Here is a 14,893-nt window from a genome sequence, read left to right as displayed (position 1 = left end):
TAATTTTCAATTCATGTTTAAAAAAATTCTCTTCTTTTTGTTTTGCGCTGTTTCCAGTCTATCATGGGCGCAGACAAAGGTGAGTGGCACGGTAATCGACAAAAAGAACCAACCCATTCCTTTCGCCAATGTGGTCTTTAAGGGGTCCAACGAAGGGGTAGTCAGTGATGAAAACGGGAAGTTTTATATCGAATCTTCTAAGACCTATTCCGTTTTGGTGGTGGCTTTCATGGGGTACACCACCCGCGATGTCGAGTTGGAGAAGCCTGTAAACTACAACATGAAAATTGTACTCACTGAAGAGCAGATCTTGGATGAAGTGGTCATTTTCACGGGAAAAACGTCCAAAAAAAACAATCCCGCCTTGCGTATCCTGCGCAAGATTTGGGAGCGAAAACGGAAAAACGGTTTGCGAATGTTTGAGCAATACGCCTACGATAAATATGAGAAAGTAGAATTTGACCTGAATACCATCGATAGTAACTTTATGAAGAGTAAAATCTTCAAAGGACTCGAATTTGTTTTCAAAAAAGTTGATACCTCCAAAATAACAGGAAAAACATACCTCCCTATTTTTATCAACGAATCGGTATATCAAGTTTATGGCGATAACAAAATGGGTAAGGAGAAACAAATTCTTACCGGAAACAAAAACTCAGGTTTGAGCAACGGCGATGGGGTCAATACCTTTATCAAGGATTTGTATAATGATTACAATATTTACAACAACCACCTGACCTTTTTTGACAAGAGTTTTACAAGTCCGATCTCTACCACAGGCATCGATGTTTATAATTACGTGTTGCGCGACAGTGCCTATATCGACAATAAATGGTGCTACAACATTGTGTTTTATCCCCGTCGTAAAAACGAACTCACCTTCAAAGGCGATTTTTGGGTAAATGATTCCACCTTTGCCATCAAAACCATTAATATGGCGGTTTCCAAAAGTGCCAACATCAACTGGGTTAAGGATATTTATATTGAGCAAGAATTTGATGTGGTCAACGATTCAGTATTCCTGCTCACCCGAGATTATATGATGTCTGATTTCTCTTTGTCCAAAAAAGACGAAGCCAAAGGGGTGTATGGAAAACGAACGTCCTTGTACCGCAATCATAAGTTCAACCAACCCAAACCGGAGAAGTTTTATAAGGAGGAAGTTAACTTTATTGACAATACCGTATACACCCGACCCGAATCGTTTTGGGAGCAAAATCGATTTGAAAAACTCAATAAAGATGAAATTGGGGTGTATAAAATGTTGGATACCCTCAAAACCGTCAAGAAGTTTAAGCAAATGTATAATTTGGTCACCATTTTGGCCAGTGGTTACATTCAAAAAGGGAATTTTGATTACGGTCCCATTTTCTCCACCTTCGGGTATAATGTTGTAGAAGGAATTCGTTTACGTGCGGGGGGTCGAACCTATTTTGGACCCAATGACAAATGGCGTTTGCAAGGATATACGGCCTACGGTTTTGATGATAATAAATTCAAATACGGAATCTCGGCCAAGTGGATGCTCAATACCAAAAATCGCTTGATTATTTCTGCCGGAAACCGACGAGATATCGAGCAAATTGGAGCGAGTTTAACAACGACCAATGATGTTTTGGGACGCAGTTTTGCTTCCTCAGGGGTTTTCATGTCGGGAACCAATGGTAAACTGTCCAACATCAATCTCACCACTACGGCACTTGAAATCGAACCCGTTAAAAATTTAGTGTTCGAAACCGGACTTTCCTATCGCACCCTTGAGTCGGCTTCCCGTGAGTTTTTCACTATGGATTATTTTACCGATGATGCCCGAACCCAAACTCGAGGCGACTTGCGTCAGGCAGAAGCCCATTTTCAAGTTGAATATACCCCTGGACGAAAAACAGTAGGGTATGGGGTTGAGCGCCTTTCGGTTGACAATCCTTACAGTCGGGTATTCGCCAAGTTTAGTCAAGGGATTAAAGGGTTTTTAAATAGTGATTTTGACTATACCAAAGTTCAGTTGTATTACAAACAACCCATTATCATCGGACCCTTGGGTCGCACCAATTTAACCCTTGAAATGGGGAAAACGTTTGGGAAAGTACCCCTGGGATTGATGAGTATCGTGCCTGGTAACCAAACCTATTTTATTATCGGGAACACGTTTAGTAACCTTAATTTTTACGAGTTTGTTTCCGACCGATACCTTACCTTACAATGGGATCATAATTTTCAAGGGCGCTTGTTCTCACGTATCCCGATGTTGCGCAAGTTGAATTGGCGTGAAATTATTGGAATTCGAGGGGCTTATGGCGATTTTTCGGAAGAAAACCGACTCTTAAATGCCTCAGGGTTGGTTTACAAAGCACCCACTACGCCATATTGGGAATACAGTGTGGGGATTGGTAATATCTTTAAAGTATTTCGAATTGATGCTTGTTGGCGAGGCAATTACCGCGATGTACCCGGAACCAGCAATTTTACGATTAAAGGAGAGTTTGGATTCTATTTTTAAACAAACCTAATTTTCAGTCTAATTAACCGAGATCATTTCTTTTGATTTCGGTTTTTTTTTGGCTTCTAAATGCTGTTAATTTGACAAAAAATTTACCAGAAAAAAGCACATCGTTTATTTTTTAGGTTAAATAAATTTCGGATTCATAAATACGTGTGCAGCCCTTTATTTTTGGGGAAAAGTGTTTGGTGAAAACCTATTTCAGGCTGTAAATTTGCCCCCTCTAAAAAGCTAAAGAAATGACTGCAGATCATAAAAATACATTTGATGTTTTAATTGAAATCCCCAAAGGAAGTCGCAACAAATACGAGTACGATTTTGAATTAAAGAAAATTCGCTACGACCGTATGTTGTTCTCCTCCATGATGTATCCTGCCGATTACGGATTTATTCCCGAAACCTTAGCCTTGGATGGCGATCCACTGGATGTATTGGTATTGGTTACCGAGCCTACTTTTCCCATGTGTGTCATGGAGGTAAAACCCATCGGAGTTTTCCACATGGCCGACGATAAAGGACCCGATGAAAAAGTTATTTGTGTACCCGTTTCTGATCCCGTTTGGAACAAATTGAATGACTTAAGCGACGTCAATCCTCACATGCTTAAGGAAATCGAACATTTTTTTGAAGTCTATAAAGATTTGGAGAATAAAAAAGTGGATGTACACGGGTGGGGGAATGTAACGGAAGCCCGTGAAATTATCCAACAATGTGTCGATCGTTTTGCGGCTATTGAAAATCGTCCCCAAGGATTGTTTAGTATCAAATAAACATAAGTAAAAAGAGAGTTGACATGAAGGCAGCTCTTTTTTTTTGACATCATAAAAGCAATAAATTAATGACGAATTAACGATTTGCTTACAAGGCTGTCGAAAATTTGAGTTTCCCAAAAAAGAATGTGCCGCTTTTCTTGAAAATAAATAACAAAAAGGCAAAATTCATAATCTCAGAATTTATTTTTCTTTATTTTTGCTCGATTTCAAATTTAAAATTAACTAACTAACCAATTTTATGGAGAAAATGTATATCTATCTGCCCATTGCAATGGCAGTTTTAGGATTGCTGTTCATGGGGATTAAAGCCGCATGGATTAATAAGCAGGATGCGGGTGACGAACGAATGCAAGGAATTGCCAAAAGTATTCAAGAAGGTGCGATGGCCTTCCTAAAAGCAGAATACCGAATTTTGGCCATTTTCGTAGTAATTGCTTCTGGAGCCTTGTTTGCTGTGTCGCAAATTTCAGGAGTTTCGCATTGGATGATTGTGGTTGCTTTCATTTTTGGAGCTATCTTTTCAGCACTTGCAGGTAACATCGGGATGCGTATCGCCACAAAATCTAATGTACGTACGACTCAAGCCGCTAAAACAAGTTTGCCTCAGGCGTTGAAAGTTTCTTTCTCTGGAGGTACTGTCATGGGGTTGGGAGTAGCGGGTCTAGCAGTACTAGGATTGAGTATTTTCTTTTTACTTTTCTTAAACCAATTCATGGGCACCGAAGGGAAATCCTTCTACGACAACATGTCTATGGTGTTGGAAACGCTTGCGGGGTTCTCCTTAGGCGCTGAATCGATTGCACTTTTCGCTCGTGTAGGAGGAGGAATTTATACAAAAGCAGCCGACGTAGGAGCCGACTTAGTAGGAAAAGTGGAAGCTGGTATTCCAGAGGACGATCCACGTAACCCTGCAACAATTGCAGATAACGTGGGCGATAACGTGGGCGACGTAGCCGGTATGGGGGCCGATTTGTTTGGTTCGTATGTAGCTACTGTTTTGGCTTCTATGGTGTTAGGAAACTATATCATTAAAGATATGACAGAGGCCAACGGGACTCAATTTACCGATGCTTTCGGAAACATGGGGCCTATCTTGTTACCTTTAGCAATCGCAGGTATCGGAATCTTAGCCTCTATCATCGGAACATTTTTTGTAAAAATCAAAAATAACGAAGCCAAAGAAGCTGAAGTTCAAGGCGCTTTGAACTTAGGAAACTATATTTCTCTTGCCTTAACGGTGGTAGCCTGTTGGTTTTTAATTGGTGAAATGTTGCCTGAAAAAATTAGCATGAATTTCTTCGGCGAAGGCATGAAAGAAGTTGCTCGAATTAATGTATTTTATGCAACACTAGTAGGGTTAGCCGTAGGGTTATTGATCTCTGCTATTACAGAATACTTCACCGCTTTAGGTAAAAAACCCGTTTTAAATATTGTACAAAATTCGTCAACAGGCGCAGCGACCAACATTATTGCAGGTCTAGCCACGGGGATGAAATCAACCTTTGGTTCGGTGATTCTTTTTGCTGCGGCAATTTGGGGAGCTTACTTTTTAGCTGGTTTCTACGGGGTGGCGATAGCAGCTTCAGCCATGATGGCTACTACAGCAATGCAGTTGGCAATCGATGCTTTCGGACCCATTGCAGACAATGCAGGAGGGGTGGCTGAGATGAGTGAATTACCCAAAGAAGTACGTCAACGTACCGACGTGTTAGACTCGGTAGGAAATACGACAGCAGCCGTAGGAAAAGGTTTTGCAATTGCTTCTGCGGCATTAACGGCTTTAGCCTTGTTTGCAGCCTATGTAACATTTACAGGTATCGACGGGATTAACATTTTCAAAGCGGATGTTTTAGCCGCCTTGTTTATTGGAGGAATGATTCCTGTAGTTTTCTCTGCCTTAGCGATGCAATCCGTTGGAAAAGCCGCTATGGATATGGTACAAGAAGTTCGTCGTCAATTCCGTGAAATTCCAGGTATTATGGAAGGAACAGGAAAGCCAGAGTACGGCAAATGTGTGGATATTTCTACCAAAGCAGCATTACGTGAAATGATGTTGCCCGGTGCAATTACCATCATTACTCCTATTATTTTGGGGTTATTGATGGGACCTGAAGCGCTTGGAGGATATATGGCAGGTGTTTGTGTTTCTGGTGTGCTTTGGGCTATCTTCCAAAACAATGCCGGTGGTGCTTGGGACAATGCTAAAAAGTCTTTTGAAGCAGGAGTGGTGATCAATGGAGAAATGACCTACAAAGGTTCAGATGCGCACAAAGCTGCCGTAACTGGGGATACTGTGGGTGATCCATTCAAAGATACTTCTGGTCCATCAATGAACATTTTGATCAAATTAACGTGTTTAGTTGGTTTGGTTATCGCGCCAATTTTAAGTGATGGCCATGCAACAACCGACAAAAAAGCTTGTGCATCCAAAGAAATGTGTGCCGATAAAGCGTCTTGTGTCGCAGCTTGTAAAAAACAAAATGCGACAATGGTTGAAAAATGCGACATGAGCAAATGTGCCACCATGACCAAAGAGGAATGTGCCAAAATGTGCGATTCGTTAGGGTGCTCTCCTGAAGAAAAAGAAAAATGTTTATCACATTACGATAAAGACGGAAAATTTATAGCTTCCAAAGACGCTGCTGGATGTTGCGCAGAGGGAGATAAAAAATAATCTGCTCTATAAATCATAAGCCTCACTTCGGTGGGGCTTTTTTTTTATATTTACCTCAAACAAGTTAAGGAATGTATCGTAAGCTCTCTCTTTTTTTTCTACTATGTTCCACATGGATGTGGGCGCAACAAGAGTATCCCCTGATTCCCCAACCCCAATTTGCCGCGTTCCAAGAGGGTTTTTTTACCATTGATGAAACAATTATCCTCACCGCTCCCCTAGAAATGGATGCCGAAGCTGAAGTTTTTATCAACGAGGTTCGCGCACGAAAAAAAGCCCTTTACATTTCAAACAAGGCGGGAGTCGTTGAGAATGCCATTGTGGTTCAACTAGAAACTAGTATCGCCCCCGAAGCCTATGTTTTGGAAATTAATCCCAAAGTGGTTTTCTTGAAGGCAAGCGATTATACGGGAGTTCAATATGGTTTTCAAACATTAACCCAATTGCTTCTCGGGGTTCCTAAAAATCAATTGAAGTTGCCTTGTGGGATCATTAAAGATGCTCCTCGATTCAAATGGCGCGGTATGCACCTCGATGTAAGTCGTCACTTTTTCCCGAAAGAAGCCATTTTTAAATACATCGATTACCTCGCGGCATACAAGTACAATACCTTTCATTGGCATCTTACCGACGATCAAGGTTGGCGCATTGAAATCAACAAATACCCTAAACTCACCGAAGAAGGCGCTTGGCGCAACGGGTCGATGGTAGGGCATTACAATGAACAAAAATTTAATACCGATAGGTACGGTGGTTTTTACACCCAAGAGGAAATTCGTGAGGTAGTCAATTATGCTCGTATTCGTCATATCACCGTAGTGCCCGAAATCGAAATGCCGGGCCACGCACGAGCGGCATTGGCGGCTTATCCCCAGTTTTCTTGTACGGGCGGACCGTTTGAAGTGGCCAAAGAATGGGGTGTTTTGGAGGATGTGTTTTGTCCCAAAGAAGAAACCTTCACCTTTTTACAAGACGTGCTTACCGAAGTGATGGCCTTATTTCCGGGGCAATACATCCATATTGGGGGCGATGAATGTCCCAAAACCCGTTGGAAAGCTTGTCCCAATTGCCAAAAACGCATGAAGGATAATAACCTAAAAGACGAGCATGAATTGCAAAGTTATTTTATCCAACGCATTGAAAAATTTGTCAATAGTAAAGGCAAAAAAATCATCGGTTGGGATGAAATTCTCGAAGGTGGATTGGCACCCAATGCCGCCGTAATGAGTTGGCGCGGTACGGAAGGCGGAATCGCAGCGGCACAACAAAAACATCAAGTGGTGATGACGCCAGGCTCACATTGTTATTTTGATCATTATCAGGGGGAACCCAAAAATGAACCCCTAGCGATTGGTGGCTATACGCCCTTGGAAAAAGTATACAGCTACCAACCCATTCCTAGCGAACTCACTTCGGAAGAAGCTACATATATTCTCGGGGCACAAGCCAATGTTTGGACCGAATACATCCCTACTTTTGAACAGGTTGAATACATGATTTTCCCCCGAATGACTGCACTTTCTGAAGTGTTATGGGGAACGGCAAATCCCAATAACTATTCCAATTATTTTAACCGTGTGACCCAACATTTTAAAGATTGGGAAGCCAAAAAAATCAACTTTAGCAAAGCCGTTTTCGAAATTACTGCGGAGGTCATGCCCAATCCCGGGGGCGTAAATGGCGTAATGTACGTGTTGAAATCCAACCAAAATCCAGCGAATATTCATTATACCTTGGATGGGAGTCAGCCCACTGCACAATCGCCTGCTTTTTCTTCCGCGTTAACGATACAACAATCGCAAACGGTAAAAGCGGCCTATTTTGAAAATGAAATGCAAAAAAGTGCGCTTTCTGAGCAAGCGTTTACGATTCATAAAGCCACCAGTTGTTTGGTCCATTTACAAAACCAGCCCGATAAACGCTATAATATAGGGGGTGCCTTTGCTTTGGTCAATGGAGTCAAAGGCGATCCTCAAAAATTTGGTCGCGATTGGTTGGGATTCTGGGGTAACGACTTGGTCGCTCTCCTTGATTTGGGAAAAAAACAATCCATTTCACATCTTAATTTGGGAACCTTAGAAAGTCCGTCAAGTTGGATTTATTTCCCCAAAGAAGTTGTTTTTGAAGTGTCTACCGATGGTATTAAATTCGAAACAATCCAAACTTTTTCCCAATCGGAGATTCAACAAGCCAAAGGAACTATTGATTGGAAAGGAAAAAAAGTAAAAGCCCAATTCATTAAAGTTACGGCTAAAAATAAGGGTAAAATTCAAGAAGGTATGCCCGGCGCTGGAAACGGATCGTGGCTGTTTGTGGATGAATTAATCGTAGAATAATATGGAAAATACCCGTCGTAAATTTTTAAAATCTGCTGCCATCGGAACCGTAGGATTGTCCCTCACTTCTTGGACCTCAAAAGCCGTCCAAATGGGCGATGTTTCTACACGCGAAGGGACAAAACCAATTGTCTTGTCTACATGGAATTTCGGATTGCAAGCCAATGAAGCCGCTTGGTCAATTTTATCCAAAAAAGGCCGTGCTCTCGATGCGGTAGAAGCGGGGGTTCGTATTCCTGAGGGAGACCCCAACGAGCGCAGTGTAGGCTACGGCGGGCGTCCTGATCGCGATGGTAAAGTTACCCTTGACGCTTGTATCATGGACGAATTATCCAATATTGGTTCGGTAGCCTGTCTCGAACATATCAAGCACCCTATATCCGTGGCACGTGCCGTTATGGAAAAAACACCGCATGTGATGTTGGTCGGACAAGGTGCACTCGATTTTGCCTTGTCGCAAGGATTTAAAAAGGAGAATTTGTTGGTAGAAGCTTCCGAAAAAGAATGGAAAGAATGGCTGAAAACGAGTCAATACCAACCCAAAGTCAATATCGAAAACCACGATACCATTGGCATGATTGCTCTTGATGCAACTGGAAATCTGTCGGGCGCTTGTACCACGAGTGGTATGGCCTATAAAATGCACGGTAGAGTAGGGGATTCGCCGATTATTGGTGCCGGACTCTATGTCGACAACGAAATTGGCGCCGCAACAGCTACTGGTCATGGCGAAGAAGTAATTCGTATTGCCGGATGTCATTTGGTGGTCGAACTCATGCGCCAAGGGAAGTCGCCGCAGCAAGCTTGTGAAGAAGCCGTGATGCGCATTGTGAAACTGACCCAAATCCGTAAAAAGAATCTCAAAGATATTCAGGTGGGTTTCATTGCCCTTGATAAACAAGGAAATTATGGTTCCTATTGCGTGCAAGGCGGATTCAATTATGCCGTGCACGATGCTATGGGCAACCGTTTGATTGACGCTAATTATTATTTAAAATGATCCAACTCGAAATCGCTTGCTTTAATCCCGAGTCAGCCATCATCGCTGCACAGGCTGGAGCCGATCGCATCGAATTGTGTGACGGTATCGAAGTAGGAGGAACCACTCCCAATCTAGAAACGACACAGAAAGTCCTGACCCAAGTGCCCATTCCAGTCTATGTAATGGTGCGGCCACGAGGCGGTGATTTTGTCTATACCGATGCAGAATTTCAGGCCATGAAAGCCAGTATTGCCGCATTCAAAAAACTACAGGTGCAGGGTTTGGTATTCGGAATATTAATGGAAGACGATACGCTGGATGAGGCGCGCAACCGACTATTAGTTGCACTAGCGCATCCTATTCCGTGTACGTTTCATCGGGCTTTTGATCGTGTGAAGCATTGGGAATTCGCCTTGGAACAAATCATCGATTGTGGCTTTTCAACGGTACTCACTTCAGGCACAAAAGCCAATGTAATGGAAGGTTTGCACGAACTGCAAGCAATGCAACAACAAGCGGGAGATCGAATTACAATTATGCCGGGTGGCGGATTACGTTCGTCTAATGTTCTTCAAATTGTACACGTTACAGGGGGGCATTTCGTGCATTCTTCGGCCATTACCGATGGAGGTACCTTAGCCAATCCCGAAGAAATTATAGCTATAAAAAAAGAGTCCAATGTGTAAAAAGTGGTTGTTTTTTCTTTTTTGGTCGATCGGTCTTACCGCTCAAGTGGTTGAGAAAGACTTACGTAATTTGTCTTGGACCGTTCATCAGTTGGGAAAAAATGAAAAACTTAAAGCCACAGTTCCCGGGACTATTCATACCGACTTATTTGCCAACCAGCGTATTCCTGATCCTTTTTTACAATCCAATGAAAATGAGGTGCAGTGGATTGAACACGAAGATTGGGTGTATGAAACCGAATTTGAATTGACGAAGAGCGAACTTCAAAATGCTCATATCGAACTTGTATTTGAAGGCCTAGATACGTTTGCGAGTGTCTTTTTGAATGGGCAATCCCTACTCGATGCAGATAATATGTTTCGCACTTGGCGGGTGGAGATAAAACCTTTCGCGAAAGCGCAAAATCATCTAAAAATTCAATTTAAATCAGCGGTGCAACAAACCAATGCCTTAGCCCAAAAAATACCTTATCAACTCCCCGATGATAATCGTGTTTTTGCTCGTAAAGCACCCTATCAATTTGGTTGGGACTGGGGGCCACGCTTGGTAACGTGCGGTATTTGGAAGCCCGTTAAATTGCAGTTTTGGAATGATGTGCGTATCCAACAAGTGTTTCATGAACAAGTTGCCGTGACTCCCGAAAAAGCCGAAATTAAGGTGAAGGTTGCTTTGGAAAGCACTGTTTCTACGACGCTCGATTTTTTAATCAACAACCAAAAGCACCGTGTCGCAGTGGAAAAGGGTACAACTCAACTCGATTTCCCCTTGACGATTACAAAACCCAAGTTATGGTGGTGCAACGGATTGGGAGCGCCGCATTTGTATACCCTATCCGTAATACTTCAACAGCAAGGAAAGCATATTGAGCAACGGGAACTAAAGATAGGTATTCGAACGCTCGAACTGGTCCAAGAGACCGATGCCCAAGGCAAGAGTTTTTATTTCAAACTGAATGGAAAACCCGTTTTTATAAAGGGTTCGAATGTCATTCCGCCCGATAGTTTTGTGCCGCGGGTGACTGAAGCGCAATGGGTAGCCTTGGTGGAGAACGCCCGACTTTCCCATCAAAATATGCTCCGCGTTTGGGGTGGTGGTGTGTATGCCGATGATGCGTTTTATACCGCTTGTGATGAAAAAGGAATTTTGGTTTGGCAGGATTTTATGTTTGCTTGTGCCATGTATCCCGGCGATGAGGCTTTTTTAAAATCGGTTGAACAGGAAGTCGAAGATCAAGTGAAACGTTTGCAAAATCATCCCTCCTTAGCTTTATGGTGTGGCAACAATGAAAGCGATGAAGGATGGCACAATTGGGGTTGGCAAAAAAAGTACAACTACACAACACAAGATGCTGCCCAGATTTGGAACGACTATGAGCAGTTGTTTCACCAACGTATTCCCAATACGCTAAAGCGATTACTGCCCTCGAATGAAAACCGCTATTGGCCGTCTTCTCCATCTATTGGTTGGGGGCGAAAAGAAAGTTTAAGCCAAGGCGATTCCCATTATTGGGGTGTGTGGTGGGGAAAAGAACCTTTTGAAAAATACAAGGAAAAAGTAGGGCGATTCATGAGTGAATACGGATTTCAAGCCATGCCATCCCTACAAACATTACGGTATTTGTCTGATGGCGAACCCTTGTCGTTAACCTCAAAAGCCGTTCGACACCATCAAAAACACCCTACGGGGTATGCTACTATTGATGAATACATGCAACGCGACTTTTGGTTGCCTGCCGATGTTGAAAAATACCAGTATGTTTCTCAATTACTCCAAGCTCGAGGAATGAAAATCGCGATCGAAGCCCATCGTTTGGCCAAACCCTATTGTATGGGCAGTCTCTATTGGCAATTGAACGATTGTTGGCCGGTAACTTCTTGGAGTTCCATAGATTATTTGGGCCAATGGAAGGCATCCCATTATCAAGTGAAAGAAAGTTTTGCTCCTGTTTTTTTAGCGGTGACACAAAATGAAACCGGCATTTCAATTCATGGGCATACGGATACTTTGGAGGAAAATACAGGAATCCTAACGGTACGATTGATTGATTTTTCGGGGATAGAACTATGGAGGGCTTCCAAAGAATGTGTGTTGGACGATGAAAAAAGCACTGCACTAATGCCGATTCCGTTTACGACTTTGCCTGAATTTGAAAAAGAAAAAACAGTTTTATACTTAGAGTTCACCAGCAATCATAAAAAAACTGTGGCCTACCATTATTTTGTAAAACCAAAGGAATTGCGACTGGAAAAGCCTACAATAAATGTTAAAATTGTTGGCGAAACATTGCTGGAGGTCAGCACAAATACCCTTGCTAAAAATGTATTTCTACAAGCAACGGACCATTCTTTTGGCGATAATTTTTTTGATGTAATTCCAGGGATTCCAAGAATAATCAAAACCGATCGACCAACCGATACGGTAAAGATAATCTCATTATTTGATACATTTCCTCAGTAAGTACGCTGGGCTATAGCTTAAAACAATCCGTTGATTTCAGCATCAATACGGTTGATAATTGTTCCCAAATCTTCAGGATTATTGACAAAATCAATATGATCGACATCAATCACCAGTAATTTACCTTTGTCATAGGTGTGAATCCACGCTTCATAACGTTCGTTGAGGCGGCTCAAATAATCAATCGAAATGGTGTTTTCATAATCGCGACCTCGCATGTGGATTTGCTTCACCAAATTGGGTATAGAACTGCGAAGGTAAATTAGTAAATCGGGCGCTTTAACTAAAGCTTCCATGAGTTCAAATAGGGAACTGTAGTTTTCAAAATCACGATTTGTCATCAACCCCATCGCATGTAGGTTGGGGGCGAAAATATGGGCGTCCTCATAAATCGTTCGGTCTTGAATAATCTTTTTCCCGCTTTCGCGAATTTGTAAAATTTGACGAAAACGACTATTCAAAAAGTAAATCTGAAGATTAAACGACCAGCGCTCCATTTGATGGTAAAAATCATCCAAATAGGGATTGTCAACAACGTCTTCATAATGGGGTTCCCACTTGTAATGTTTCGCCAAAAACCGAGTTAAAGTGGTTTTTCCGGCGCCAATATTTCCTGCGACTGCGATGTGCATTAGGGTACGGTGATTTTATAATTTGTAATTCCTTCTGCGGTAAAAATAGATAAAATTTGGTCGTTACACGAAAAATTTTTGACCGATTTCTCAACAATTTCAAAGCTGGATTTTTTTCCCGTAAGCCTATTCCATAGCGTCCATGTTTCATGGTTGTATACCAACACGACGTTCTCATTCACAAAGTAATACATGCCTTCGGGGAGTTGGCCGTAGTCGCTTATGTGGCCATAAATGGTTATTGATTTCCAATGGTTTTTTGCATCAATCCAAGTTAAGCTATTGAAGGCACATTGGTAATATTTCCAACTGCCAGGGACAGGGTTTCCAATGGGACTAAAGGAGCCTGTGGTGAGGTGATACATTCCAATTTGTTGCATCACCGCATCGTACCCCCATAAGCGATTTTGATTGGCCATTCCTACGGCAGTAATCATAATAGGTGTTGGAATAGTTGAAAACTCGACGACTTGAATTTCATTTAAAAAATTATCCAACACTACCACCGCATTGAAATTTTCGTAAAACAAAATGGGACGCAACGGTTGAGTGATATCCACACTTTTTAATTTGCCAAAGGGAAGGTTTTGGTATTGCAAAACACCCGATTCATGGTGTTTAAACAGCACATTGTTTTTGCTGTAAAAATAGTTCCCCAACCCGTCAAACCCCCAAAAAGCATCGGCTTGAATAGCAAGATGAGAGCGCTTTTCGGGCTGCTGCGTTTCAAGTTGTGCCTCCCCCCAAAAAGGGAGTGCAAGACAGAATAATAGGAGCCAGCGTAACTTCATATCGCTAAGATACTTTAAACCTTTGGATTATTTAAAAGGTCTAAAATGCAATTTAACATAATATTGGTAACTTTTTGGCTTAAGCCTCGTCATATTTGTTGACCAAAAAAACAATTTTATCGCACATGAAAAATACAATTTTCCTCGGATTAGCTTTGTGCTTTTCTGCTTTGGCATTGGCCCAAAAGGATTTTCAAGGCATGGCCGTGTATGAATCCAAAACAAGTACCGCCGATTTTAAGTCCCGTTTTGAAGGCAACAAAGACATGACGCCTGAAATGCAAAAAATGATTGAAGAACGCATGAAAAAAATGTTTGAGAAAACCTTTGTACTTCAATTTGATAAGCAAGCCTCCATCTACAAAGAAGAGGAAAAACTGGACGCTCCCGGTCAAAATGGCGGCGGTTTCCGAATGATGAGCTCGTTTATGGGCGGCGGCGGAACCTACTACAAAAATGTGAAAGACCAAATGTATACCGTCGATAAAGAGTTTATGGGCAAGGAGTTTTTAGTGAAAGATACCCTTACCCACTACAAATGGCAAATGACTGGCGAGACCAAACAAATCGGGGGCTACAACTGTTTTAAAGCGACCTGTGTTATCCCAGCAAGCAAAACCGATTTCCGCAATTTCCGTCCCAAAAAGAAGGAAGAAACGGCTGCTGAACCCAAGAAAGAAGAGGGAACTATTGAGGCGAAAACTGAGGCGACCGCAGAGAAAAAACAAACCCGTACCAATTTTATGGACGATTTTGATCTGCCCAAAGACATCACAATCACCGCATGGTATACGCCTGAAATCCCTATTAATCAAGGACCTGAAGGGTATTGGGGACTTCCCGGGTTGATTTTGGAAGTCAACGATGGCAAGACGATTATCTTGTGCTCCAAAATTGTATTAAACCCAAAAGATAAAGCCGAAATCAAAGCACCTACCAACGGAAAAGAGGTCAAACAAAAAGAATACGACGATATTGTACTGAAAAAAATGGAGGAGTTTCGTGAAATGAATGGCGGTCCCGGTGGCGGTCGACGAATGGAAATGCGTTTCTCTCGTTAATTC

At 42.1% G+C, this 14,893-nt stretch carries 10 protein-coding genes; 8 read left to right on the top strand and 2 right to left on the bottom strand.

Annotated features, from left to right (window positions below):
* The first annotated feature begins 13 nt into the window (after window positions 1-13).
* The 7 genes from BUC17_RS03160 to BUC17_RS03130 all read left to right on the top strand — a co-directional run bounded on the left by BUC17_RS03160 (window position 14) and on the right by BUC17_RS03130 (window position 12,406).
* Complete coding sequence (locus BUC17_RS03160; protein ID WP_073361529.1) at window positions 14-2,497, top strand: DUF5686 and carboxypeptidase-like regulatory domain-containing protein; 2,484 nt, start codon at window positions 14-16, stop codon at window positions 2,495-2,497.
* A gap of 239 nt (window positions 2,498-2,736) precedes the next feature.
* Window positions 2,737-3,267, top strand: coding sequence for an inorganic diphosphatase (locus tag BUC17_RS03155; RefSeq protein WP_073361527.1), 531 nt, complete (start codon window positions 2,737-2,739; stop codon window positions 3,265-3,267).
* Window positions 3,268-3,508: 241 nt separating this feature from the next.
* A complete protein-coding gene (locus BUC17_RS03150; protein ID WP_083544718.1) occupies window positions 3,509-5,944 on the top strand; it encodes a sodium-translocating pyrophosphatase in 2,436 nt (811 codons plus the stop codon).
* Window positions 5,945-6,015: 71 nt separating this feature from the next.
* Window positions 6,016-8,280: a glycoside hydrolase family 20 protein gene (locus BUC17_RS03145; protein WP_073361525.1), complete on the top strand. Its 2,265-nt coding sequence runs from the start codon at window positions 6,016-6,018 to the stop codon at window positions 8,278-8,280.
* Window position 8,281: 1 nt separating this feature from the next.
* The gene (locus BUC17_RS03140; protein WP_073361523.1) at window positions 8,282-9,280 is read left to right on the top strand and encodes an isoaspartyl peptidase/L-asparaginase family protein; all 999 of its coding nucleotides are present in this window, start codon (window positions 8,282-8,284) and stop codon (window positions 9,278-9,280) included.
* On the top strand, window positions 9,277-9,948 hold the full coding sequence (locus tag BUC17_RS03135; protein WP_073361520.1) for a copper homeostasis protein CutC: 672 nt from the start codon (window positions 9,277-9,279) through the stop codon (window positions 9,946-9,948). Before BUC17_RS03140 ends, BUC17_RS03135 begins: the two co-directional genes overlap by 4 nt.
* Window positions 9,941-12,406 carry a beta-mannosidase gene (locus BUC17_RS03130; RefSeq protein WP_073361519.1) on the top strand — a complete coding sequence of 822 codons (2,466 nt, stop codon included), beginning with the start codon at window positions 9,941-9,943 and terminating at the stop codon, window positions 12,404-12,406. Before BUC17_RS03135 ends, BUC17_RS03130 begins: the two co-directional genes overlap by 8 nt.
* A 17-nt stretch (window positions 12,407-12,423) precedes the next feature.
* Here the strand turns inward: BUC17_RS03130 and BUC17_RS03125 are convergent, their stop codons facing one another.
* Together BUC17_RS03125 and BUC17_RS03120 are read right to left on the bottom strand one after the other, a co-directional pair.
* Complete coding sequence (locus BUC17_RS03125) at window positions 12,424-13,038, bottom strand: deoxynucleoside kinase (RefSeq protein ID WP_073361517.1); 615 nt, start codon at window positions 13,036-13,038, stop codon at window positions 12,424-12,426.
* Window positions 13,038-13,829, bottom strand: coding sequence for a hypothetical protein (locus BUC17_RS03120; protein ID WP_073361515.1), 792 nt, complete (start codon window positions 13,827-13,829; stop codon window positions 13,038-13,040). Before BUC17_RS03120 ends, BUC17_RS03125 begins: the two co-directional genes overlap by 1 nt.
* Before the next feature lie 125 nt (window positions 13,830-13,954).
* On the opposite strand from BUC17_RS03120, the gene BUC17_RS03115 reads away from it, so the two are divergent.
* Complete coding sequence (locus BUC17_RS03115) at window positions 13,955-14,890, top strand: GLPGLI family protein (RefSeq protein ID WP_073361667.1); 936 nt, start codon at window positions 13,955-13,957, stop codon at window positions 14,888-14,890.
* Window positions 14,891-14,893 lie beyond the last annotated feature (3 nt).

It is taken from the genome of Flavobacterium fontis, assembly GCF_900129405.1.
In the GTDB taxonomy this organism is placed as follows: domain Bacteria; phylum Bacteroidota; class Bacteroidia; order Flavobacteriales; family Flavobacteriaceae; genus Flavobacterium; species Flavobacterium fontis.
This window is presented reverse-complemented; position numbering and strand designations above follow the sequence as displayed.

Excerpts from the sequence above, each read along its gene's own strand:
- BUC17_RS03160 (WP_073361529.1), top strand. The coding sequence starts at position 14 with ATGTTTAAAAAAATTCTCTTCTTTTTGTTTTGCGCTGTTTCCAGTCTA.
- BUC17_RS03155 (WP_073361527.1), top strand. The coding sequence starts at position 2,737 with ATGACTGCAGATCATAAAAATACATTTGATGTTTTAATTGAAATCCCC.
- BUC17_RS03150 (WP_083544718.1), top strand. The coding sequence starts at position 3,509 with ATGGAGAAAATGTATATCTATCTGCCCATTGCAATGGCAGTTTTAGGA.
- BUC17_RS03145 (WP_073361525.1), top strand. The coding sequence starts at position 6,016 with ATGTATCGTAAGCTCTCTCTTTTTTTTCTACTATGTTCCACATGGATG.
- BUC17_RS03140 (WP_073361523.1), top strand. The coding sequence starts at position 8,282 with ATGGAAAATACCCGTCGTAAATTTTTAAAATCTGCTGCCATCGGAACC.
- BUC17_RS03135 (WP_073361520.1), top strand. The coding sequence starts at position 9,277 with ATGATCCAACTCGAAATCGCTTGCTTTAATCCCGAGTCAGCCATCATC.
- BUC17_RS03130 (WP_073361519.1), top strand. The coding sequence starts at position 9,941 with ATGTGTAAAAAGTGGTTGTTTTTTCTTTTTTGGTCGATCGGTCTTACC.
- BUC17_RS03125 (WP_073361517.1), bottom strand. The coding sequence starts at position 13,038 with ATGCACATCGCAGTCGCAGGAAATATTGGCGCCGGAAAAACCACTTTA.
- BUC17_RS03120 (WP_073361515.1), bottom strand. The coding sequence starts at position 13,829 with ATGAAGTTACGCTGGCTCCTATTATTCTGTCTTGCACTCCCTTTTTGG.
- BUC17_RS03115 (WP_073361667.1), top strand. The coding sequence starts at position 13,955 with ATGAAAAATACAATTTTCCTCGGATTAGCTTTGTGCTTTTCTGCTTTG.